The sequence below is a fragment of the Aeromonas sp. R10-1 genome (assembly GCF_040908465.1).
Lineage (GTDB): Bacteria > Pseudomonadota > Gammaproteobacteria > Enterobacterales > Aeromonadaceae > Aeromonas > Aeromonas caviae.
The window spans coordinates 105,213-127,918 of the sequence record NZ_JBFODT010000014.1 but is presented as its reverse complement, the minus strand read 5'-3'; the positions used below and the strand labels follow the sequence as shown (position 1 = coordinate 127,918).

Here is a 22,706-nt window from a genome sequence, read left to right as displayed (position 1 = left end):
TATGTTGAAGTTGTTGTTATCCCTGATGTTGGCCGCCCTGCTGCTGGGGACCGCCTCGGCCCGGGAGATGGGCGCCGCCATGATTGCCTATGACGAGGGGAGCGCCCCGCGCCTCGTCACCGCCAACCAGAGTGCCGGCTCCGTCACCCTGCTCGAGCGGGGCACTGGCAAGCGCCTCAACGAAGTGCAGCTGGGGGGCGATCTGCGCCAGCTGGCCCGCGCCGATGACGGCACCCTGCTGGTCACCGATTACAGCGGCGATCGCCTGCTGCTCTTGGATGATGAATTCGAGCTGGAAAAGGCGATCCCCACCGGCCATAGGCCCTATGGCGTCATCTTCGATCCCAAGCGGCAGTGGTTCTGGGTCACGCTGTTCGAGGGAGGGCGCCTTCAGGCTTATGACAGGGCGGGCAACCTCCAGCTGGATGCAAAAACCGCCGAGACTCCCCGCGGGCTGGCATTGACCAACGACGATCGCCTGCTGCTCACCCACGCCATGACCGGCCAGCTCGCCATCTATGATCTCGCCAAGCTTGAGAAAGACGCTAAGGGGGCTACTCTCCCCAAGCCCAAGCTCATCACCCTGGCGGAAACCCACAGCGATACCCCGAGCGACTCCCAGGGATTGCCGCGCCTGCTGGACGGCATCGCCCTCGCCCCCGATGGCAGCGAAGCCTGGCTGCCCCATGTGCTCTGGAGTTTCGATCACCCCTTCCAGTTTCAGAGCACCGTCTTCCCGGCCGTCTCCATCATCGATCTCGATGAAGAGAAGGAGCGGGTCGATGAAAGAAAACAGCTCTTCTTGCAGATCAACCTGCCCAGCGTCGGCAACCGCAGCCAGATCGTCTCCAACCCGTTCACGGCGCGCTTCGCCGCCGATGGCAAGCGGGTCTACCTGACCCTGGCGGGCTCGGAAGATCTGCTGGTGTTCGACCTGTCGCGCAGCGGCAAGCAGAACAGCAACCGCCACCGCCGCAAGAAGTTTCAGGGGGGCGCCAAGGCGACCCAGCTCTTGCGTCACCTGCCGGGCCAGAATCCGCGCGATCTGCTGATCGATGGCGACCACATCCTGATCCACAACGTCATGGGGCAGGATCTCACCCGTCTCAATAGCGGCGGCAGCGGCCCGTTTGCCCGGGTCACCGTGGATGTGCCCCACTTCGCCAAACTGGTAGAGACCGATCCCCGCCCCAAAGCCCTCAAGCGCGGTGAGCGGTTGTTCAACCTGGGTAATACTGCCGCCAACAACCGCTTCCCCATGGCGGGGGACAACTGGATGAGCTGCAACTCCTGCCATCTGGACGGGTTCAACTTCACCAACCGCTATCTGATGGCGGCCCACCGCCAGCAGAGCGGTGACAATGCCATCAACGGCCACGCCAACCTCGCCAACATGGTGGCGGGGGACTTTATCGGTGAATACCTGCGCATGACCCAGCAGACCCAGGGCGGTATGGGCCATGACACCCGTGATGGCGCCGAGCCGGTCGACCCCGCCAAGCCCCATCCCGAGGTGCAGGCGATGATGGAGGATCTGCACGCTTTCGTGACCAGTGATGGCAACCTCCCCTATCTGGCCAACTGGCTGCGGCTCGATGCCCCGCGCAGGGATCCTGCCAAGGCGCCGACCACTCACCCGAAAGAGTGGCTCAACTCCGCCTCCTGCCAGAACTGCCACCAACAGGCGTTCAAGGACTGGAGCGAGAGCAACCACCGACTGATGGGCAACTCTCACCCCTACTACAAGGTGGTGCAGGCGCTGGCCCGCGAAACCGAAGGGGAGGCCTTCGGCCAGTGGTGCCAGGGCTGTCACATGCCCCAGCAGGTGATGAACGGCCAGACTGATCTGCCCAAGGGCTCCCACATGTTCGAGCAGGGCGGAGCCTCGCTCATTGCCGCCCACAAGGCGGGCGAACCTGTGGTTGAGGAAGGCACCAGCTGTGTGCTCTGCCATCGCATCACCAAGCTCGAGGATGCAGGCGGCAACAGCGCCTTTACGGTCAATTTGAAAGACCGCGAGAGCTATGTGTTCGAGGATGCCGCCGGTGGCAGCCTCCAGCACTGGCTGGCCGAGCGGCAGATCAACGCCCGTCCGGCGGCCCACAAAGCCTCTTACCAGAAGGATTTCTACCGCGACGCGGCCCTGTGCAAGTCGTGCCACAACGAGTTTGCCCCGGGCACCGGTGCCAATATCGTCAACACCTGGGACGAGTGGGAAAAATCCAGCTTCGCCAAAGCCGAAGATCCTGCCAAGCGCCGCACCTGCATCGACTGCCACATGAACCCGGAGCCGGGCAATGGCGGCGCGCCGGTGGCGGGCCAGTCCACCGAAAACGGCACAGTGAAAGAGCGGCTCTATCGCCACAACTTTACCGGCGCCCAGCATCAGCTGGTGGGGCTGAGAAGTGCAACCCTTGAGCAGGAGAGCCTGGCGCTCTTGCGCTCCAGCGCCACCCTCTCGGCCCGCATTGAAAACCAGAGTGGCCAACCCGCGCTGGTAGTGAGAGTCGCCAATACCGGCGCCGGCCACGCCCTGCCCACCGGGGTCGCCGATTTCCGTGAACTCTGGCTGGAGCTGACCGTCACCGACGCCAGCGGCAAGCTGGTGCTTGCCAGCGGCCAGCCGGTGAACGGCGCCGTCCCTGAGGATGCACGGCTGTTCAGAAAAGTGTTCGGCGATGCCGAGGGCAAGCCGGTGGGGCTCAAGTTCTGGCGTTACGCCAAACTGCTGGAAGATACCCGCATCCCGGCCGATGGCTGGCGCGATGAAGCCTGGCCGCTGCCCGCAGATGCCCAAGGGCCCTTCAAGGCCGATATCAAACTCAATTTCCGCACCTACCCCAAGTGGGTCAATGATGCGGTGCGCGCCGCCGAACCGAGCTTGCCGGAGCCACCCATAGTGCAACTCAATCGGCTGCAACTGACCCTGCAGCCCCTCCCCGTCACGCCCGATACGGAGCCTCAATCCTGATGTTTGCAAGTTTTCTCATTACCCTGCGCGAGGGGCTGGAAGCCTTCCTGCTGGTCGGCATCTGCCTCTCCTACCTCGCCAAGCTGGGGGCGAGCCGCTACAACAAGTTCGTCTATCTGGGGGTGGGGCTGGGTCTTATCGCCTCCCTCGTCGTCGCCTTCCTGTTCCAGGTGGTGGTGAGTCAGTTCGAGAGCGAGCGCTACAACCATTTGCTGATGGCGGGGATCCTCATCTTCGCCACCCTGGTGCTCACCTACATGGCGGTCTGGATGCAGAAGCAGGCCAAATCCCAGGTGGGGGCCATGACGGCGCGCATCGATGCCGCCATCGACGGCGGCAACCTGTTTGGTCTGGTACTGCTCGCCTTCCTGGCGGTGATGCGCGAAGGCTTTGAAACCGTGCTGTTCTTCTCGGCCCTGGTTTACTCCGGGCAAGGGGTGGATCTGCACCAGGGGCTGATGGGGGCGCTGGCGGGGCTGCTGGTCTCTGTGGTGCTGGTGTGGGGGCTGCTGCGATCCACCCGCAAGGTGGCGCTGGCCCCCTTCTTCCGCTGGACCGGCCTGCTCATCATCATCATCGCCGCAGGCTTGCTCTCGTCCGCCGTCAACATGTTGCAGGCAGCGGACGTCATCACTTTCTGGACCACGCCTGTCTTCAACATCAGCCACATCCTCGACGATCAGGGGGTATTCGGCACCTTCCTGCGCGCCCTGTTTGGCTACAACGCCTCACCGGCGGGCCTGCAATTGCTGACCTGGGCAAGCTACCTCATCATCTTTGTCACCCTCTGGCATCGCAGCTATCGCCCCCAGGGGAGCGCCGCTCCGACCAGGGGCTGAGCCCGGGGATCACACTCTGTTCGGGAGCCGCGCACAGGCGCGCTCCCCCAGCTATCACGCCGTTTCGGAACACTCATGAACGACAACAACAAGAAGCACATTGCGGTGCTGGGCGCCGGCCCTGCCGGTCTGATGGCCGCCTGGCGCCTGCGCCAGGCCGGTTTTGCGGTCACCCTGTTCGAGCAGGAGCCGGTCGTGGGCGGCATGTGCGCCACCCAGACCTTCAAGGGGCGCGACGGGGAGTATCGCTTCGACTACGGCGGCCACCGCTTCATCACCAAGAACCCCGAGCTGCTCGCCTTTATCGACGAACTGATGGGGGACGACCTGCTCCACGCCGAGCGAAAGAGCGTGATCCGCTTTGGCGGGCGTACCTATGACTACCCCCTGAACCTGCCCAACCTGCTCAAGACGGCGCCGCTGGCCCTGATGGCCGGGGCGGTGAAGGATCTGCTGCTGTTGCCCTTTGCCAGGAAGCCCACCGATTTTGCCAAGGCGAGTTTTGCCGAGTGGATCCAGAGCCACTTCGGCCGTACCCTCTACCGCCAGTTCTTCGAGGGCTACACTGGCAAGTTGTGGGGCATCAACCCGGACCAGCTCTCCGCCGACTGGGCTGGCCAGCGCATCAGCCTGATCGATCTCAAAGACGTGGCGCGCCGCCTGTTGCCAAGGCGCAACGGCAGCATGTCGGTGCGCACCTATGCCCGCAAATATCGTTATCCCAAGTACGGCTTTGGCCAGATCTTCACCACCCTGGGGGAGCGGCTGGTGACAGAGGGCGTCACACTCAAGACCGGCGCCACCATCACCCGTCTCGAGCAGGCCGATGGCCGCATTGAACGGGTGTATTGGTCACAAGATAATGTGGAGCAGAGCGAGCGCTTTGATCAGGTGATCTCCACCCTGCCGCTGCCGCTCACCTGCCAGCACCTGGGCTTGCCGTGCGATCTCCACTACCGGTCGCTTCGCTTTGTCAATATGCCCCTCAAACAGGAGAACCTGTCGGACAACACCTGGCAGTACCTCTCCGACCCCCATATTCTGGCCACCCGTCTGCAGGAGCCCCGCCGCCGCAGCCCCTTTATGGCGCCCCAAGGCCAGACCTCGGTGATGCTGGAGATCCCCTGCAATCCGGGGGATGCCACCTGGCAGGCACCGCTCTCTGATCTGCGCGGCCGGGTCACCGCCGATCTCGACAGCCTCGGCGTCGATACCCAGAAGCTCGGCGATGAGACATTCGAAGCGCGCAGTGAATACGCCTATCCGCTGATGGATCTGGGTTATCAGGCCCGCCGCAACGAAGCCATCAAGGCGCTGATGCCGATAGGCAACCTCATCATGACCGGCCGTCAGGGGACATTCCGCTACATCTTCACCGACACCGCCATGGAGATGGGGATGATGGCCGCAGACATGGTGATCGACGGGGTGGACAGACGCCACGCCATCTTCAATCATCGCAACGAAAATACCGTGATCGAAACCCAGAGCGTGGCCTGAGTGCCGCGCCATGGGCATAACCTCTTGGCATAAGTAAGGAGAACAGGATGACCATCCGCCCGGGTTTACTCGCCCTCACCCTGCTGCTGACCCTGAGCGGGCAGGCGCAGGCTTACTCCTACGCCGCCGCCGGCAAGGAGCCGCTGATCGATGCCCGCGAGGCACTGCTGGGCGCAGCCACTGACGGCAAGGATGCCAGCGCCACCTTGAGCGAGATTGCCGAGGAGCTGACCTATCTGGAACAGCACCACAAGGTCGAGCTGCAAGCACCGCTGGCCGCCGCCATCAAGGCCAAAGACGCCGCCACTACCGCGGCCCTGCTCAACCGGGCCTACAAGGCGGAGATCGAGCGCCGCCTCGAGGGGGCCAGCCAGAACCTTGGCGACTACCAGACCGCCAAGGTGCTGGTGGTCAAGAGCAAGCGCTTCCTCGATTTGATCCTCCCCTCCCTCGATGAAGGGGATCGCAAGGCCGCCGAACAGGCGCTGGCCAAGGTGCTCGATGCCATCGGCAACCCGGGAGTGTTCGGGGTGGGTGCCAAGCCTGCCGATGCCACTGCCTTTAGCGATGCCGAAAAAGCGCTGATGGCCGTGCTGGCACCGCTTTGATGACCTCTCATCAATGACGACTGCCCCCCTCATCCCCAGCCCTTCCCCCGCACGGGGAGAAGGGGGGCGTCGCCACGGCCGATTACGCTTCGCCAATCGACTCTACTTGCTGCTCCTGCTGCAACTGGCCTGGCTTGGCTGGCTGCTGACCTTCCCCGTGTCGCTCGATTCCGACGATGCCCTCAACTTCGCCCACGGGGTGGTACGCTTCAGCGTGCTGGAGTTCTCCCCCCACTTTCCAGGCTACCCCGCCTTTATCTGGCTGGCGCGGCTGATCAATCTGGCGGTGGACGAGCCGGCCCGCGCGGTGCAGTGGGCAAGCCTCTTGGGGAGCAGTTTGCTGGCGCCGCTCGCCGCCTTCCTCGCGGTCAGATTGTGGCAGCGGCCCAGCCTGCTGGCGCCGGTCTGGCTGCTGGTATTGGCCCTGCCGCTCACCCCGACGCTCGCCCTCTCCGGCCTGTCCGACGGGCCTGCGCTCGCCGCCTGGCTGGCCGCGCTGCTGGCCTTGCTGCATCGCAAAGCGGCCCTGGCAGGTCTGCTGCTGGGCCTCATGCTGGCGCTGCGTCCCTCCTACTTCGTGTTGGCCCTGTTGCCCCTTTGGCTGGGGATGGCGCAGCAGGGCACGCGCGTCAGGTTTGTGCTCCCCATCGCGCTGGTGGGGCTAGCTTGCCTGCTGTTTGTCTGGCAGGCCGATGGCTGGGCCTATTTTGGCGAGGGGCGCCGCTTTACCGACGGCCACTTCACCCTCTGGGGCAACACGGCGGCGGCCCACGGGGATCGACTGCTGAGCTGGGCGAATACCTTCAACGAGCAGCTCACCCCGCTCTGGCCCCTCTTGATGGGGGCCTTGCTGGTACTGCCGCTCTGGCTACGGTCAAAGGATCACAATCCAGCCCCCTCCGTGCTCTGGCCCCTCTACTGGCTCGTTCTGCTGCTCTGGACCCTGTTTGGCCAGAATCCGGACAATCCCCGCCATCTCGCGCCCATCACCCTGCTCGGTATCGTGCTGCTGGCAGGCTGGCTGCCGCGCCGGGGCGACCTGCTGGCCATGCTGGGAGCCCTGTTTCTGCTGCTCTGCACCCTCACCCCACCTGCGGCGCCAGCCATGACCCGGGCCGCCAAGTTGGCCGAGCAGGCGTGCCCGGCGCTGGTGACTCAGTGGGGAGTGAGGCTGCTTAGGGAAACCACAACCCTGCCCGTCACCGACGGCTGGTACCGGGGGGATGCCGCCCTTGCGCTCACCCAGGGGGCCTGCCGCCTCAGCCGCCGCCCCCTGGGAGCAGAGGCGCTGCCAGGCCCTTATGACACCCTCTGGTTTGCCCCCCGCTTTCACGCCGAACCCGGCCTCTGGCTCGCCCTGCCCCGCTGAATCGGGCGCTTGCGAGGGCATCGCTCGACTCGTCTACACTCACAGCCGGGTCTGTCAGGAACCAGTGCAATGGAAAAAAACACGAGCGGAACCGGGGAGGGGATCCGGGTCGCGCTGGCCCTGTTGCTGGCCTGCGCCCTGCTGATGCTGCCGCTCTGGTGGCAGGGGGGCAGCCAGGGGCACGATCTGTTCCACCACCTGCTATCCGGCCACTACTTTGCCCGCCAGCTCTGGCAGGGGGAACTCTATCCCCGCTGGCTGATGGCCATGAACGGCGGCTTCGGCAGCCCCACCTTCTTCTTCTATCCCCCGCTCCCCTACTACGTCAGCGCCCTCTTTGCCGGGCCCGGAGCCCACCCCCAGCAAGCCATCTACCCTTTGCTTGGCAGCGCCACCCTGGCCCTGCTGCTCTCCGGGGTGTTTGCCTATCTGTGGTTGCGTGCCACCACGCCCCCTGGCCGGGCCCTGGCCGCCAGCCTGCTCTATCTGGCGCTGCCCTATCATGTCGCCATGGATCTCTATGCCCGCTTCGCCCTGGCGGAGTTCTGGGCCTTCGCCTGGGCTCCCCTTATCCTCCTGGGGCAGGATCTCGCCCACCGCGGACGACCTCAGGGGTTGCCCCTGCTGATTCTGGGGTTGGCGCTGCTCGCCTTCTCCCACCTCCCCAGCCTCTTGCTCATGATGGGGCTGGTCACCTTGCGCGCCTTCTGGTTCGCCAGACGCACCCGCACTCTGACGCCCTGCTGGCAAGCCCTCGGCGCCCAGGGTATGGGGCTTTGCATGGCTGCCGCCCTGCTGCTGCCCGCCCTGGCGGATCAGGGGGCCATCTCCATGGAGCTGATGCGTGGCGGCATGTTCGACTACAGGCGCAACTTTCTCGACCGCCTGCCCAGCGCCTGGGAGGACTGGCGTTTTCGCGGTCACCTGGCGTGGCAGAGCATGCTGACCCTGGTCCTGCTGCTCATCGCCTGGGCCGCCGCCCGGGAGCCGCGCCACCCCGAGCTGCTGTGCTGGGGGGCGATCGGCGTCGTCGCCTTCCTGATGATGCTGCCCCCGAGCCAGCCTCTCTGGAGCCTGCTTCCCCCCTTGCAGCGGGTGCAGTTTCCCTGGCGGCTCAACCTGGTGCTCGCCCTTGCCACGGTCGCCGTGGTGGCGCTCGGCACCCAGCCCCATCGTCTCTGGCAGGGGCTCTGGTGGGGAGTATTTCTGCTGACCCTCCTCTCCACCCTGGCCTATGTGCGTCACGCCCCCCTCACCCAGGCCCCCGAACGAGAGGCCATGGCATTCGAGTTCGACAGCAAGCGCAGTGCCCGGGAATACAGGCCAAGGCAGGTGCCGGGGGGCATGTTCGCCCCGACCCTGCTCGCCTGGAAGGAGGAGTTCCAGCCGCCTGTCAGCGCCGAACCGCCAGGCGCGAGCTGGAGCCTGACCCGCTGGCAACCCCGCGCCCTGGCGCTGGAGGTCAAGGCCCGGGTGCCGACCCGGCTGGTCCTGCACCAATACCATTACCCCGGCTGGGAGGCCCGCCTCGACGGGCACCTGGCGCTGACGGTGAGCGCCAATCGCCAGGGGTTGATGCAACTCTGGGTTCCGGCAGGCCACCACAGCCTCACCCTGACCCTGGCGGCACGCTGGCCGGAGCGCACCGGCAATGCCCTCTCCCTGCTCGGATGGCTTGCCTGGCTCTGGCTGCTCTGGCGCCACACCCGACAAAAGGGCATCGGGCAGGATGCACCTGATCGCGCCCGCCAAAACTGATAGACTCAACACCTGCCTCTTAACCCGGCCCAGCCCACGACTCGGATACCCTATGCCCCAAGCCAGCTCCCTCTCCCCCCGTTTCCTCTTCATCCTGCTCGGTGCCCTGGCGGGCCTGACTCCGCTCGCGGTGGACATGTATCTGCCCGCCATTCCCGCCATCGCCCGGGATCTGGCTACCAGCATCGACGGCGCCCAGCTCACCATCAGCGCCTTCCTGGGGGGCTTTGCCATCGGTCAGCTCTTTTACGGGCCGCTCGCCGACAGCTTCGGCAGAAAGCCGGTGATCCTGGCGGGCCTGACGATGTTTGCCGTGGCCTCCGTGGGCTGCGCCATGGCGGACTCCCTGCCTGAGCTCCTGGCCTGGCGCATGTTGCAGGCCGCAGGGGGCGCCGCGGGTTCCGTGGTGGTCAACGCCCTGCTGCGAGACCTGTTCGAGAAGGATGCGTTTTCCCGCGCCATGTCCTTCGTCATCCTGGTGATGACCCTCGCCCCCCTGGTGGCCCCCGTGGTAGGGGGGTACATCAGTGCTCACAGCGACTGGCGGGTCATCTTCTGGCTGCTGGTGGCCATCAGCCTGCTCATCTGCCTGGTGATGCAGTGGAAGATTGAGGAAACCCTCAAACCCGAGCACAAGCAGCCCCTGCGACTCGGGCAGGTGCTTCGCAACTACTGGGGAGTGCTCTCCCACCGTGGTGCCATGGGCTATGTGCTGTGCGGCGCCCTGTCGAGCTCCGGCATGTTCGCCTTCCTGAGCGCCTCCCCCTATGTCTACATCGAGTATTTCAAGGTGCCGACCGAGCACTACGGCTGGCTCTTTGGCCTCAATATCCTGCTGATGATGGTGGTCACCTTCGCCAACAGCCGGCTGGTGAAAGGGGTGGGTGCCGAGCGCATGCTGCGATACGGCCTGACCGTACTGCCGCTCGCCGGGGCCCTGCTCATCTACAACGCCTGGAGCCAGACCGGCGGCCTGTGGGGCATCGTCATCCCCGTCGTGCTCTTCGTCGGCCACATCAGCCTGGTGGGGGCCAACGCCATGACCGGCCTGATGGGCCACTTCCCCCAGTCCGCAGGCACCGCCTCGGCGCTGGCGGGCACCCTGCGCTTTGGCCTTGGGGCCCTGGTGGGGGTGCTGGTCAACCTCAATCCCCCCGAATCGCCGCTCCCCATGGCCATCGCCATCGCCGGTTGCGGCCTGGGGTCGGCCCTCAGTTACTGGCTGCTGAGCGGCAAGCGCGTCCCCTGATGCCCTGCAATGAAAAAGCCCTGTCCATGGACAGGGCTTTTTGCATCGGGGCGCAGGCCTCAGTCATCTGCCTGCAACCCGCTACGAGCCAGGATCTCGCTCTCCAGCCCATCCAGGCTTAGCTGGTTCTTCTTGCGCCAGTAGGCCTCTATCCCCTCCTGCCCCTGGCGTGCCGACCAGTTGGCGAGATCCTCCCTGTCTCCCTGATAGTCAAACAGGGGCACCGACATGCCGCACGACGTCTGGACCCGTTCAATGTCCAGCAGGAAGATCTGGCGAGCCGCGACGCTCGGGGGGAACAGCGCCAGCAACGACGGCCACTGCGGATCAGTGCGGTGCAGCACCCGTGCCTGGCCATAGGCCCGCAGAATAAGCGGCGCCCCCTCGAAGGCGCAGAACATCACCGTCATGCGCGGCTGTTGCAGCACCTGGGCCGCGGACTCGTTGCCGCTGCCGGTCAGGTTGAGCCAGGCCAGGGTGCGGGCATCGAGGACGCGCAGCGAATCCCCGCCCTTGGGGGAGAGATTGACCGATCCCTTCGCGGCCGCCGTGCCGACAAAGAAGATCTTCCGCCCCTCGATAAAGGTGACATGGCGCGGCAAAAGCGCCTCGAACAGTTGTCCCATCCTGCCTCTCCCTGGTGCCTGGAACCGGATTGCCTAAAACAGGGCGCTGTTGAGCCACAGGTGCGCCCCTATGCCGACCATATAGCCAAGCAAAATGGCAGGCAACCACTTGAGGTGCCCGACGAAGGTATACATGCCCCTGGCCTGTCCCATCAGGGCCACCCCGGCGGCGGAGCCGACCGAGAGCAGACTGCCCCCCACCCCGGTGGTCAATGTCACCAGCAGCCACTGCCCCGTGCTCATCTGCGGCTCCATGGAGAGCACGGCGAACATCACCGGAATGTTGTCGATCAGGGCGGAGAGCAGGCCGATGGCGACGTTGGCCAGGGTCGGATCGCCACCGTCATAGAGGAAATGGGAGGCAAGCGCCAGATACCCCATAAACCCGAGGCCGCCGACGCACATCACCACCCCGTAGAAGAAGAGCAGGGTGTCCCACTCCGCCTTGGCAATCTTGTTGAACACATCGAACGGCACCACTGAACCCAGACGCAGCAGCCTGGCCTCGTCCCCGGTGCGCTCATACAGCGCCCGTGCCCGGGCCAGGGTGACGGGCTGGGTCTTTCGCAGATAGAAACTGAAGAATTGCAGGTAGCCCAGCCCCATCATCATGCCGAGCACGGGGGGCAACCCCAGGAAGTGATGGCAGGCGACGGCGGTCACTATGGTGAGCACAAAGAGCAGCACGATGACAACGGCGCCGCGCCTTGGCACCACCATCTCGCCCGGCATAGCGGGCACCAGACGGGGCACCATCAGGCTCATCAGGGTGGCCGGCACCAGGAAGTTGAGCAGGGCGGGGATGAAGAGCAGCAAGAACTGCTGGAACGGCACCTTGCCCGCCTGCCACACCATCAGGGTGGTGATGTCGCCAAAAGGGCTGAAGGCGCCGCCCGCATTGGCCGCCACAACGATGTTGATGCAGGCCAGGTTGATGAAGCGGCGCTCCCCGTTGGCCACGTTGAGTACCACTGAGCACATCAGCAGCGCCGTGGTGAGGTTGTCCACCACGGGAGAGATGAAAAAGGCGAGAAAACCGGTGAGCCAGAAGAGCGTACGCAGGCTGAATCCCGCCTGCACCAGGCGTACCCGCAGCACGGCGAACAGCAGCCTGTCCTCCATGGCGTTCACATAGGTCATGGCCACCAGCAAGAAGAGCATCAGCTCGGCATACTCCAGCAGGTTGTGCCGAAAACCGGCCTGAACCAGCTCGCTGTGCCCCTGCCCCGTATAGACCAGGCCGATGGCTATCCAGATGATGCCGGCGGCCACCAGCACCGGCTTGGATTTTCGCAGCTTCAGGTACTCCTCGGCCATCACCAGGGCGTAAGCCAGGGCGAAGATGGCGAGGGCGAAGAGCCCGACCCCGCTGTGGGTCAGATCGAGGGGGCCGTTGCCCGCAACTGCGGGGGCACTGAGCAGGGCCGCTCCGGGCACGAGGCGAAGGAGTCCAGACATGGCGGCATCTCCTGGCAGGCGTCTGGCATTGAGGCTAGCAGCGCAAAGGGAAGCCGCCCTCCTTGTCATCCTGATGAGCGGCCCGCCGCGGGCACTCAGGCAAACATGAGCGAGGCCCGTTGCCGGGCCCCGTCATCAGGAGGTCTTCTTGCCAAAACCCGATTGCTTGAGGGTGTAGCCTGCGCTGTTTTGCCAGGCATCCAGCCCGCTTCGGTTGTTGCCCGCCACCAGGCTCGCGGCCAGGCTCGGGCTGTTGAAGAGCTGATCGGCGGTAAAGATGAAGCCCCCTTCGGGGTGGGGAGTGAGCACCCCCTTGCCCAGCAGCTCCTGGCGCAGCTCGATCACCGCCTCGCGCAGGGAGGCCGCATCCTCGCCGTTGGCGGTGGAGCCCGCCTGGACCATGAAACCGGGGTTTTGCCGCTTGCCCACCGGATAACCATGGGCCTCTGCCCCCTTGCCGTTGAAGTGGTAGAGCTCGCGCTCCCCCGGCTTGTTGTCGGAGAGGGCCTTTTGCAGGGTCATCAGCTCGTTGTAGATATCGATGGGGACCACGGCAGCCTGCTTGACGCCCTTGCTGTCGACGATAAAACTGACTTGCTTGTGTAACATCCTTGCTCATCCTGTGACCCATGGAGGCCCCTATTCTAACCACCTCAGGCGAGCGGGATCCAGCGAGGATCCCCATCCCTTTTGCAGGCGCGATCACTAACTGGCATAGTGACGGACATTGTGAAAGCCATTGACCATCAAACGGTTATCCCATGCTTAGCCTGCGCAACCTCAGTAAACGCTTCGCCAACGGCGGCGAGACGCTCCCCCTGTTCGAGGGGCTAGATCTCGCCCTCACCCCGGGGGAAACCTGCCTGCTGCTGGGGCAAAGCGGCTGTGGCAAGTCCACCCTGCTCAACCTCATCGCCGGTCTCATCGCCCCGGACGAGGGGGAGATCTGGCTGGAAGAGACCCGCCTCGACACCCTGCCGACAGATGAGCGGGCCCGCCTGCGTGGCCGCCATTTCGGCATCGTCTATCAGGATTTCAACCTGCTGCCGACCCTGACCGTGGCCGAGAACCTCGCCCTGCCCCTTCAGATAAACCACCTGCCCCAGGACGATGGGCGCCTCGATGCCCTGCTCGCGCGCCTTGGCATGAGCCACAAGCGCCACGCCTGGCCGGAGCAGCTCTCCGGCGGCCAGCGCCAGCGGGTGGCGCTGGCCCGTGCCCTCATTCATCAGCCCCGTTGGCTGCTCGCCGACGAACCCACCGGGAGCCTTGATGAACACAACGCCGAGCAGGTGATGGCCCTGATGATGGCGGCGGTGCGCGATACCGGCGCAGGCCTCTTGCTGGTGAGCCACAACCCGGGCTATGGCGACCTGGCGGATCGGGTGCTGCGCCTTGAAGGGGGGCAACTGGTCGAGCTCAAGGGGCGCCGCCATGGCTGACGTCTGCCGGGGGGCCTGCTGATGTTGCCCCTCAAGGCACTGCTGCGCCTCTATCGCGCTCACCCCTGGTTGCTCTTGATGAGCCTGGCCGGGCTCACCCTCGGGGTCACCCTGGTGGTGGCCATCGAGCTCTTGAACCACAGCGCCCGCACCAACTTCGTCGCTGCCCGCAGCCAGCTCGCCGGGGAGGCCAACTACCGCCTGGCCCCCCAGGGTGGCCTGGATGAGCAAGTCTACGTGAGGCTGGTGCGAAGCCAGCCGAACCTTGACGCCATGCCAGAGCTTCACGCCTGGCTCAAGGACGAGCAGGGGCGCAGCTTCCAGTTGCTGGGGATGGATCTCTTCAACCCCGGCCCCCTGCGCCGCCTCTTTGGCGATGCGCCAGACAGCCAACCCGATGTCTCGTTGAATCGCGCCGACAGCGTCTGGCTGGCCGCCCCCGAGGCGAGGCGCCTTGACTGGCAACCGGGTCAGTCGCGAACCTTTGTGCTGGGGGATGAGGGGCAACGCCCCCTGACCCTGACCCTGGCGGGCACCTTCGAGCCCGGCGCCGTACCCATGGAGCGGCTGCTGGTGACCGACATCGGCCTCGCCCAGCCCCTGCTTGGCAAGGCTGGCAGACTGGATCGCATCGTCTTCAAGCTCAGCGATGCGCAGGCCAATACCTTGCAAAGAGCCTTGCAGGCGGCCCTGCAATCCTATGCCCCCCATCAGCCCCTCTGGCTTGAGCCCATCAGTCCGGCGCTCGATGCCAGCCAGCTCGGTGATGCGCTGGCTCTGAACCTCACGGCGCTCTCCCTGCTCGCCATGGCGGTGGGATTGTTTTTGGTGTTCAACGCCCAGCGCTTCGTGCAGAGCGTGCGCCGCCCCCAGCTGGCCCAGCTCATCATCCTCGGCATGCCGCCGCGCCGGCTGCTGCGCTGGCTGACCCTGGAGCTCCTGATCCTCGCCAGCATCGGCACCCTGCTCGGGCTGCTGCTGGGGAGCCTCCTGGCCCTCACCCTGATGGGGCAGCTCACCCAGGCGCTGGCCGATCTCTATGGCCCCAACCCCATCGATCTGCTGCGCCTCTCCCCCGCGAGCCTTGGCAAGGCGCTGGTCATTGGCCTGCTGGGCACGCTCGCCGCCAACCTGCCCGGCTGGTGGCAACTGCTGCGCCAATCCCCCCTTGCGCTGCGAGAGGGCAACAGCCGCCCGCCGGCTCATCCCTGGCAACGTCGGGGGCTCGCCATCGCCATCCTGCTGCTCTGCGCCCTGTGTCTGTGGCGGCCAGAAACCGGCCTTGGCGGCGCCCTCTTCGTGGCCGGAGGCTGGCTGCTCGCCATGGCGCTCGCCCTGCCCGATGTGCTGCGCGCCGTGCTGGGCCGGCTGCGTGCACGCGGCCCCCTCACCGCCCGGCTCGGGGTGGCAGAAACCCTCTATCACCTGGATCGCACCGCCATCGCGGTGATGGCGCTGCAACTGGCCATCGCCGCAGCCATCGGCATCGGGGTCATGGTGTCGAGCTTTCGCTCGAGCGTGGAGATCTGGCTCGGCCAGCGTCTGGCCGCCGATCTCTACGTCACCGCCCCCAAGGGGGTGGCCGGCAGCAGGGGCGCCCTCGGCGAGCAGACCCTCAACACCATTCTTGCCGCGCCGGACGTGCGCGCCGCCTCCCGCCGCGCCGTGCTCCCCGCCCGCTGGCAGGGGCAGCCCATCGAGTGGGCGCAGATGGACTTTATCCCCGAGCTCAAAGCCGCCTACCCGCTGCTGGCCGGGCGCTGGCCCGCCGCTCCCGACGAGGTGCTGGCGAGCGAACCGCTGACGGTACGCCTCGGGGTCAGGGTGGGCCAGCGCCTCGAGGTAACCAGCGAAGGGGGGCCGAGGGCTTTCACCGTCACCGGCGTCTATCAGGATTACGGCAGCGACAAGGGGCAGATACTGCACGCCTTCGAAGGGAGCAAGGTGCAATCCCTTGCCCTCTTCAGCCCGGATCCCGAGCACCTTGGCGACAGGCTCAGGAGCCAGTTTGGCGAGCAGGTGAACCTGTTGCCCGCCCCCGCCATCCACGCCGCCGCCCTCAGGGTGTTCGATCAGACCTTCGTGGTGACCGAACTATTGAAGTTGCTCATTCTGGGGATCGCCTTCGTCGGCATCGGCTCGGCCTTTATGGTGCTGGGACTGGCTCGGCGCGGCGAGTTGCAGACCCTGCAAAGCCTTGGCCTGAGCCCGCGCCACTGCCGCCGGCTGCTGGTGTGGCAAGGGGCGGGCCTCGGGCTGCTCACGGCGATCCTGGCATTGCCGGTGGGCTATGGCCTTGCCTGGGTGCTGATTGAGGTGGTCAACCCCCGCGCCTTTGGCTGGCGGCTGGCCTTCGAGGCCGCCCCCCTGCACGCCGTCACGGCGCTTCTGCTGGCGCCGGTGTGCGGGGCACTGGCCTCCTGGTACGCCGCAAGGAGAGTGGTATGACATATTGGTTGACGCACTGGCTCAGCCATGGCTTGACGTTCCCATTGACCAGATCTCTGTCACCGCCCCTGATTCAGCGCAGAGAAGCGCACAGAGCTGCCGCGAATCATCCCCTCTCCCTTCGGGAGAGGTCCAGGGTGAGGGGAATCTTGTCCTCTTGGCTTGCAGCCCTCTTGGTCCCGCTTGTTGCCATAAGCGGCCACGCGCAGGCCAGCAATCTGGGGAGCATCCTGGGTGGCGGCAACGATCACTTCAAAAAGGCCCTGCCGGGTCAGTCCATCAACCTGCCCGCGGATCACGCTGCCCACCCCGACTACCGCTCCGAGTGGTGGTATCTCACTGGCAACCTCAAAGACGAGCAAGGGCGCGGCTACGGCATGCAGTGGACCCTGTTTCGCCAAGGCATTGAACAGGAGCTCACCTCGGAGAACCCCTGGCTCACCCCCCAGCTCTGGCTTGCCCAGTTCGCCATCACGGATGTGAGCAAAGGCAGCCACCAGCAGGACGAGCGCACCAGCCGCCAGGGGCCAGGGCTCGCCGGTGCCAGCGGCGGTGAGTATTGGCTGAAAGAGTGGGTGCTTACCTCTCAAGGGGAATCGCTCTTTCCCGCCACCCTCAAGGTGCAGAGCAAGGCGGGGGATCTTGATGTGAAGGTGAGTGCCGCCAAGCCCGCGGTGCTGCAAGGCAAAGCGGGTTACAGCGAGAAGAGCCCGGGCAACGCCTCCTTCTACTACTCCTACCCCCGCCTGACCATCAGCGGCACCCTGACCCTGGATGGCGAGACCCGCACCGTCAGCGGTGAGGGGTGGTTTGATCACGAGTGGAGCAGCTCGGTATTGGCCGAGTGGCAATCGGGCTGGGACTGGTTCTCCCTGCAACTTGATGACGGGCGCGAGCTGATGCTGTTTCGCCTGCGCACCAAGGCAGGACGCTCTGAACCGGAGAACCGCTACGGCATCCTGATTGAGCGGGACGGCAGCAGCCGGGTGCTGAGCCCAGATCACATCCACCTCACCCCCGGCAAGACCTGGCGTGGCCCCAAGGGGCAGCCCTACCCCGTCGAGTGGCAACTGGAAGCCGCCGATATGAAGCTCGTTATCAAGGCGCGCCAACCCAATCAGGCCATGACGGGGCGCTTCGACTACTGGGAGGGAGCGGTATCCGTCTCGGGGGATGCCAAGGGCGTCGGTTATCTGGAGATGACGGGGTATTGAGCATTGCCCCTGCTTACCCCCTGGTGACAGCCCACGCGCTATCAAAAACCCCGGCCAGGCAGGGGTAACAACGCAGTGCTGGGGCGGGATATCAAGACGGGATCAGGGCTGCTTGTCGCCCACCATCATCAGGCCATGCTGTTCGGAGAAACCCACCACCAGGGTCGTCTTGCGGGTATCCGGCATCTCGAATGCGGTGACGTAGGCCAGCGCCTCTTCCTTGGCCGTTGCCCGGCCAGGCATTACCCTTGACCGCCGGCCCTTGGGTACTCAATATCCGGCAAGAATCTTGCGCACCCACCTTTCTGTTGCCCACCTTTCTGAGCAAGCTGTCGTCAGGGTGGGAATTGCCAAAAAAGTGGGCATCCCACAATTACACCAGCGACTTCACCTGGACTTCACATAACTTCATTTCCCTCTCACAAACCCACCGTATCTTATGTCTGGTGATGGAGGTGTATGGCCTGTTACAGGAGGACACGGATTTATCCTGACTTTATTAGAAGAGAAGGGGTACAGGCAATAAGCTGGAGGGTCGATAATTATCGGATGACCGGGATCACCCTCAACAAGTGGCCGACCTATCTATTTGGCAAAGAGGAAACATGGGTCAAGTGATATCAAAAAACGTTCTTACCATATGCCATGGGCAATCAGATTTTTCAAATAAAAACATGCCAACCTATAATAAATATATATGACCGAATACGACTCATCAGTAAACTTGAAAAACATACCAAGATTATATCTCCATTTTATAGCTTAAAATTTGCAGAAGGTTAAAAGAACTCCTAATGAAAATCACTATATCAAGCCTCATAACCACGTTGTTGGCATCGAGTATTATCCTTCTATCTCCGAGTGCATTCGCATCCGCGCTGGAAGAAAAAGTTAATTTTTTTGAAAAGCAAGGGTGGCGTGTTGGTGTCACTGTGTTAGATACAAAATCAGGTAAGCACGAATCCATAAACGGCGACCAACGCTTCCACTTTAATAGCACAATCAAAGCATTGGCTTGTGCCAATGTACTTGAAAAAGTGGATAAAGGACAACTTACTCTCAATGACTCTTTCATATTAAAAGAGTCTGACATTGTCACGCATTCTCCGGTAGCGGAAAAGCTCGTAGGTAAACGGTTTACGCTTGGAGATGCTTGTGAATCTACCTTGACATACAGTGACAACACTGGCGCAAACTATGCCATATCTTCCGTTGGTGGCCCTACGGCTTTAACTTCATTTATGCGTTCAATGGGAGATAACGTTTTACGTTCTGACCGTTATGAGCCGGAATTAACAAAGAACATTGAATATGATATCAGAGATACAACGACTACAGATGCAATGGCTCTCAGCCTAAACAAACTGCTTTTACAAGATGTATTGTCAACAGAATCCAGGGCCCAACTGAAGCAATGGATGATGGGAAACAGAGTCGCTGATGACTTGCTCAGGGCATCTTTACCAAAAGGTTGGTCAATAGCGGACCGTTCCGGGGCCAGTGACTATGGTGTGCGCGGGATCATATCCATGGTTTGGTCAGAAACCCAGCATCCCATTGTCATTACAATGTATGTAAGAAAAGAAGGCTCTTCAATTCACGAGCGTGATAAAGTCATTGCCGATATTGGCTCGGTGATTTTCGGTGCTTATCAATAAGTGTGGTCTTGGAAAGGTATCATCAAAACGCGCTGCACAAATAAGTGATGCTGTGCGTGTAAAAATCTAGAACACCCACCTATTAGCCAACCAACAAGACCCGGCAGAATTCATTCTGCCGGGTCTTGTTCATTTCGCCGCCTGATCCACCAGATAGAGGATGCTGTGATAGGGAATGCCGGCGTGCTGGCTGAGCCCCATTTCACAGGTGCGGCTGTTGCTGAATCCCTGACGGCAATCCCTGGGCACCTGGGCGGGCAGGCTGGCGAGTGCGGCAGCGTTGAGCTCCGGGGTCATCAGCCCCTTGTCGCCGGCAAAGCCGCAGCACTGGATATGCTCAGGGACTATCACCTCCCGGGCACAGGCGCGGGCCAGCGCCTGCATCTTCTCCCCCAGCCCCATGCGCCGGCTGCTGCAGGTGATATGGAGCATCACTGTCTCATCGATGGGGGTCAGCTCAAGGTGGGGCAGCAGGTGTTCCAGCACAAAGGCGGAGGGTTCGAACACCCGAAGGCCCTTGCCGAGCGCCCCCGAGAGCAGTCGCTGCACGCAGGGGCTGGTGTCGAGCAGCACGGGCCAGCGCCCCTGCTCGCTTGCCTGCCACAGGGCCTCGGCCAGCTCACTGCGCTTAGCCTGTGCCACCTCGCTCATCCCCTTGCTGTCATAGGGCATGCCGCAGCAGAGCCCCTCAATGCCTTGCGGCACGATGACCCGGCAACCCGCTTTATTGAGCAAGGATTGCACCACGTCCGGCAGTGACGGGGCCTCCTCCTGCTGGCCAAATACCCGGCTGGCACAGGAAGGTAGATAGACCACAGCGCGCTCGCTGGATCCATCATTGCTCCCCTCCCCTGATAGCCACCGGTAGCGGCTCGGCCCCGGCAGGGTGGGCAGCCAGGCGGGGGTGCGCTGGCCGCTCAGATGGCGAACCCCGTTCACCAGCCCTGCCAACGCTTTCTCTCCCAATAGCTTGCCGGCAATCCCTTTGAGCCCGAGGGCCCCACGGGCCGTGCGGGTAACGCCAGCGAAGTGATCGGCGCTCCAGCGGGCGATGGGCACGAAGCGCTGGTATTTGTCTGTGCGCAGCTTCTTGATCAGGCTGCCGGTGTTGATGCCCACCGGGCAGCGATCGGCGCACAGCCCCGTCGCGGCGCAGGTCTCAATCCCTTGATAGTCAAATAGCTGGGCCAGCTGGTTGGAGGGCTCATCGGCACGAGTGCGGCGGGCCAGTTCGCGGTAAAGCACGATGCGCTGGCGCGGCGAGAGCGACAGGGTGCGCGAGGGACAGACCGCCTCGCAAAAGCCGCATTCGATGCACGGATCCACGATGGCATCGCTCGCCGGCATGGGCTTGAGGTGGGCCAGGTGGGCCTTGGGGTCGTCGTTGATGATGACGCCGGGATTGAGCAGGCCATCGGGGTCCAGCAGCGCCTTGATGCGGCGCATCAGCGCCATCCCCTCCGGCCCCCATTCCAGCTCCACATAGGGGGCCATGTTGCGGCCGGTGCCGTGCTCGGCCTTGAGGGACCCGCCAAAGCGCACGGCGACGAGTTCGGCCACCGCATCCATAAAGGCGCCATAGCGGGCCACCTGGGCCGGATCGTCGAACCCCTGGGTAAAGACGAAGTGCAGGTTCCCCTCCAGCGCGTGGCCGAAGATGATGGCTTCACCGTATTCGAAGCGATCGAACAGGGCTTGCAGCCCCGCCACCCCTGCCGCCAGGCGCTCGATGGGAAAGGCGACATCCTCGATGATGACGGTGGTGCCGGTGGTGCGCACCGCCCCCACCGCCGGGAAGAGCCCCTTGCGAATGGCCCAGAGCCCGGCGCTGTCGCTGGTAAAAGGCACAGAGGCGACCTGGGCGAACTCGGCGGCCATGGCCGTCACCTGCTCGCAGCGATCCATCAGCTCTTCCTTCGATTCCCCATGCACCTCGACAAGCAGGGCGCAGGCAGCCAGGTCCAGGGTCTTGATAAAATCCGGCAGGCCGGGCTTGCCCGCCACCGAGCGAAGGGAGCGCCCATCCATCAGCTCCACCGCCGCCACCGCCGCACTTTTCAGGCGCGAGGTGGCCAGACAGGCCTGCTCGGCGTCCCGAAACACCAGCAGGGCTGAGGCCTTGTGGGGGTATTCGGGCACGGTGTCGAGCACCACCTCGGCGATAAAGCCGAGGGTCCCCTCCGAGCCAATCATCAGGTGGGTGAGGATATCGACGGGGTCCTCATGGTCGAGCAGGGCATTGATGGCGTAGCCGGTGGTGTTCTTGAGCCGGTACTTGTGGCGAATTTTGGCGGCAAGCTCGGCATTCGCCAGCAACTCGGCGCGCAGGGCGGCGAGCCCGGCCAGCAGCTCCGGGCGCCTGGCCGCAAAGGCGGCGCGGCTCTGGGGGTCGCCGCTCTCCAGCACGGTGCCATCGGCCAGCAGCAACGTCATGGCGTGCAGGGTGTGATAGCTGTTGTGGGCGGTGCCGCAGCACATGCCGCTCGCGTTGTTGGCGGCGATGCCGCCAAGCTTGCAGGCGTTGATGGAGGCGGGATCCGGCCCAATCTTGCGCCCCAGAGGCGCCAGATAGCGGTTGGCATCGGCGCCGATCACCCCGGGTTGCAGGGCGATGCGGGCCCCCTCGTCCAGAATGCGGTGGCCGCGCCAGCTATCGGTCAGGGTGATGAGCACCGAATCGCTCAGGGCCTGGCCCGAGAGGCTGGTGCCGGCGGCGCGAAAGGTACACGGCAGGCCCAATTCGCGGCACACCGACAGCACGAAGCGCACTTCATCCAAAGAGTCGAGGCGCACGATGCGCTCGGGCACCAGGCGGTAGAAGCTGGCGTCCGTGCCGTGGGCCAATCGCAAGTCCGGGTCGCTCACCAGCCGCTCCGGCGGGATGCGCGAGAGCACGGCGGCGTCAAATTCATTCCAGCGCATCAGCAATCCTCCACCAGCACGACCAAGAGACGGCTCGGGCCATGGGCGCCGTAGGCCAGGGTCTGCTGGATGTCGGCGGTCTTGGAGGGGCCGGAGACCAGCAGCAGATTGGTGGGCATGGCCTGCTGCCAGCGCCCGGCCGCCACCAGCCCCGCCAGGTTGTCGGCGATGGTGGAAGCCGCCAGCAGGGCGATATGGCAGGGGGGCACCAGGGACAAGGTGCGCGGCTCGCTGCCATCGGGCAGCAATACGAGCGTGCCGGTATCGGCGATGGCCCCCGCGCAGTGGGTGATGCCCGCCTGACAGACGTCGAACAGATCGTCCTTCCAGCTCGCGAACTCGCCAGAGGGGGTCAACACAGATCGCCCGGCGCAGGCGGCCGCAACCACCGCCTGCCAGCGGCCACCCTGGCCACAGGCCAGATGCGTCATGCCTTCTTCATCCAGCCAGGCGGTCAGCTCCTGGGCCAGGGTTGCCTGTTGGACTGTGAGGATCTCGGCGTGGCTGGCGCTGATCCCGGCAACAAAGCGCTCACGCCGCGCCTGTTCATCCTCCCCGCGCCAGGGCTGCCAGCCATGGGGGGCGTGGGCCATGGGGGTGGCGGCGCCGCGCAGGCGACTTAATATGGCCTCTTTGCTCGACAT

Annotated in this window: 17 protein-coding genes; 11 read left to right on the top strand and 6 right to left on the bottom strand. The window is 64.1% G+C overall.

From position 1 onward, the window contains the following. Position 1 precedes the first annotated feature (1 nt). From AB5Y93_RS06235 to AB5Y93_RS06205, 7 genes are all read left to right on the top strand, one after another. The gene (locus tag AB5Y93_RS06235; RefSeq protein ID WP_368228993.1) at positions 2-2,971 is read left to right on the top strand and encodes a YncE family protein; all 2,970 of its coding nucleotides are present in this window, start codon (positions 2-4) and stop codon (positions 2,969-2,971) included. Then, positions 2,971-3,810, top strand: a complete 840-nt coding sequence (locus AB5Y93_RS06230) for an FTR1 family protein (RefSeq protein ID WP_368228992.1) — start codon at positions 2,971-2,973, stop codon at positions 3,808-3,810. Before AB5Y93_RS06235 ends, AB5Y93_RS06230 begins: the two co-directional genes overlap by 1 nt. A gap of 75 nt (positions 3,811-3,885) precedes the next feature. Beyond that, a complete protein-coding gene (locus tag AB5Y93_RS06225; RefSeq protein WP_368228990.1) occupies positions 3,886-5,310 on the top strand; it encodes an FAD-dependent oxidoreductase in 1,425 nt (474 codons plus the stop codon). Positions 5,311-5,357: 47 nt separating this feature from the next. Further along, positions 5,358-5,918, top strand: coding sequence for a hypothetical protein (locus tag AB5Y93_RS06220; protein ID WP_368181504.1), 561 nt, complete (start codon positions 5,358-5,360; stop codon positions 5,916-5,918). Between the two features lie 106 nt (positions 5,919-6,024). Beyond that, entirely contained in the window at positions 6,025-7,287 is a 1,263-nt protein-coding gene (locus AB5Y93_RS06215; RefSeq protein WP_368229000.1) for a hypothetical protein, read from the top strand. A 69-nt stretch (positions 7,288-7,356) separates the two neighbouring features. Continuing rightward, a complete protein-coding gene (locus tag AB5Y93_RS06210) occupies positions 7,357-9,045 on the top strand; it encodes a hypothetical protein (protein WP_368228989.1) in 1,689 nt (562 codons plus the stop codon). A gap of 52 nt (positions 9,046-9,097) precedes the next feature. Then, the gene (locus tag AB5Y93_RS06205; RefSeq protein WP_010674385.1) at positions 9,098-10,294 is read left to right on the top strand and encodes a Bcr/CflA family multidrug efflux MFS transporter; all 1,197 of its coding nucleotides are present in this window, start codon (positions 9,098-9,100) and stop codon (positions 10,292-10,294) included. Between the two features lie 59 nt (positions 10,295-10,353). On the opposite strand, the gene AB5Y93_RS06200 is transcribed toward AB5Y93_RS06205, so the two are convergent. From AB5Y93_RS06200 to AB5Y93_RS06190, 3 genes are all read right to left on the bottom strand, one after another. Further along, entirely contained in the window at positions 10,354-10,920 is a 567-nt protein-coding gene (locus AB5Y93_RS06200) for a pyridoxamine 5'-phosphate oxidase family protein (protein ID WP_368228988.1), read from the bottom strand. 33 nt (positions 10,921-10,953) lie between these two features. Next, the gene (gene nhaD, locus AB5Y93_RS06195) at positions 10,954-12,378 is read right to left on the bottom strand and encodes a sodium:proton antiporter NhaD (protein ID WP_266136003.1); all 1,425 of its coding nucleotides are present in this window, start codon (positions 12,376-12,378) and stop codon (positions 10,954-10,956) included. A 135-nt stretch (positions 12,379-12,513) separates the two neighbouring features. After that, on the bottom strand, positions 12,514-12,987 hold the full coding sequence (locus AB5Y93_RS06190) for a DUF4357 domain-containing protein (RefSeq protein WP_048207442.1): 474 nt from the start codon (positions 12,985-12,987) through the stop codon (positions 12,514-12,516). 152 nt (positions 12,988-13,139) lie between these two features. Here AB5Y93_RS06190 and AB5Y93_RS06185 point away from each other — a divergent pair, with 152 nt between their 5' ends. The 3 genes from AB5Y93_RS06185 to AB5Y93_RS06175 all read left to right on the top strand — a co-directional run bounded on the left by AB5Y93_RS06185 (position 13,140) and on the right by AB5Y93_RS06175 (position 17,482). Continuing rightward, positions 13,140-13,820: an ABC transporter ATP-binding protein gene (locus AB5Y93_RS06185; protein ID WP_368228986.1), complete on the top strand. Its 681-nt coding sequence runs from the start codon at positions 13,140-13,142 to the stop codon at positions 13,818-13,820. 21 nt (positions 13,821-13,841) lie between these two features. Continuing rightward, the gene (locus tag AB5Y93_RS06180) at positions 13,842-16,268 is read left to right on the top strand and encodes an FtsX-like permease family protein (RefSeq protein ID WP_368228985.1); all 2,427 of its coding nucleotides are present in this window, start codon (positions 13,842-13,844) and stop codon (positions 16,266-16,268) included. A gap of 173 nt (positions 16,269-16,441) precedes the next feature. Further along, positions 16,442-17,482, top strand: coding sequence for a lipocalin-like domain-containing protein (locus AB5Y93_RS06175; RefSeq protein WP_368228984.1), 1,041 nt, complete (start codon positions 16,442-16,444; stop codon positions 17,480-17,482). Positions 17,483-17,584: 102 nt separating this feature from the next. On the opposite strand, the gene AB5Y93_RS06170 is transcribed toward AB5Y93_RS06175, so the two are convergent. Next, positions 17,585-17,725, bottom strand: coding sequence for a hypothetical protein (locus AB5Y93_RS06170; RefSeq protein ID WP_368228982.1), 141 nt, complete (start codon positions 17,723-17,725; stop codon positions 17,585-17,587). Positions 17,726-18,276: 551 nt separating this feature from the next. Between AB5Y93_RS06170 and bla the strand changes: the two genes are divergently transcribed. Beyond that, positions 18,277-19,140, top strand: a complete 864-nt coding sequence (gene bla / locus AB5Y93_RS06165) for a class A beta-lactamase (RefSeq protein WP_368228980.1) — start codon at positions 18,277-18,279, stop codon at positions 19,138-19,140. A gap of 129 nt (positions 19,141-19,269) precedes the next feature. Here bla and AB5Y93_RS06160 read toward each other — a convergent pair whose 3' ends face one another. Both AB5Y93_RS06160 and AB5Y93_RS06155 read right to left on the bottom strand, forming a co-directional pair. After that, on the bottom strand, positions 19,270-22,062 hold the full coding sequence (locus AB5Y93_RS06160) for an FAD-binding and (Fe-S)-binding domain-containing protein (protein WP_368228979.1): 2,793 nt from the start codon (positions 22,060-22,062) through the stop codon (positions 19,270-19,272). Beyond that, positions 22,062-22,706 (bottom strand): LUD domain-containing protein, encoded by a 645-nt coding sequence (locus AB5Y93_RS06155; protein WP_322131698.1) that lies wholly within the window; start codon positions 22,704-22,706, stop codon positions 22,062-22,064. Before AB5Y93_RS06155 ends, AB5Y93_RS06160 begins: the two co-directional genes overlap by 1 nt.

Bases quoted from the DNA above. Each gene is read 5' to 3' on its own strand.
- nhaD (WP_266136003.1), bottom strand. From the start codon at position 12,378: ATGTCTGGACTCCTTCGCCTCGTGCCCGGAGCGGCCCTGCTCAGTGCC.
- AB5Y93_RS06205 (WP_010674385.1), top strand. From the start codon at position 9,098: ATGCCCCAAGCCAGCTCCCTCTCCCCCCGTTTCCTCTTCATCCTGCTC.
- AB5Y93_RS06170 (WP_368228982.1), bottom strand. From the start codon at position 17,725: ATGCCTGGCCGGGCAACGGCCAAGGAAGAGGCGCTGGCCTACGTCACC.
- AB5Y93_RS06210 (WP_368228989.1), top strand. From the start codon at position 7,357: ATGGAAAAAAACACGAGCGGAACCGGGGAGGGGATCCGGGTCGCGCTG.
- AB5Y93_RS06200 (WP_368228988.1), bottom strand. From the start codon at position 10,920: ATGGGACAACTGTTCGAGGCGCTTTTGCCGCGCCATGTCACCTTTATC.
- AB5Y93_RS06235 (WP_368228993.1), top strand. From the start codon at position 2: ATGTTGAAGTTGTTGTTATCCCTGATGTTGGCCGCCCTGCTGCTGGGG.
- AB5Y93_RS06230 (WP_368228992.1), top strand. From the start codon at position 2,971: ATGTTTGCAAGTTTTCTCATTACCCTGCGCGAGGGGCTGGAAGCCTTC.
- AB5Y93_RS06185 (WP_368228986.1), top strand. From the start codon at position 13,140: ATGCTTAGCCTGCGCAACCTCAGTAAACGCTTCGCCAACGGCGGCGAG.
- AB5Y93_RS06225 (WP_368228990.1), top strand. From the start codon at position 3,886: ATGAACGACAACAACAAGAAGCACATTGCGGTGCTGGGCGCCGGCCCT.
- AB5Y93_RS06220 (WP_368181504.1), top strand. From the start codon at position 5,358: ATGACCATCCGCCCGGGTTTACTCGCCCTCACCCTGCTGCTGACCCTG.
- AB5Y93_RS06160 (WP_368228979.1), bottom strand. From the start codon at position 22,062: ATGCGCTGGAATGAATTTGACGCCGCCGTGCTCTCGCGCATCCCGCCG.
- AB5Y93_RS06155 (WP_322131698.1), bottom strand. From the start codon at position 22,706: ATGTCGAGCAAAGAGGCCATATTAAGTCGCCTGCGCGGCGCCGCCACC.
- AB5Y93_RS06180 (WP_368228985.1), top strand. From the start codon at position 13,842: ATGTTGCCCCTCAAGGCACTGCTGCGCCTCTATCGCGCTCACCCCTGG.
- bla (WP_368228980.1), top strand. From the start codon at position 18,277: ATGAAAATCACTATATCAAGCCTCATAACCACGTTGTTGGCATCGAGT.
- AB5Y93_RS06190 (WP_048207442.1), bottom strand. From the start codon at position 12,987: ATGTTACACAAGCAAGTCAGTTTTATCGTCGACAGCAAGGGCGTCAAG.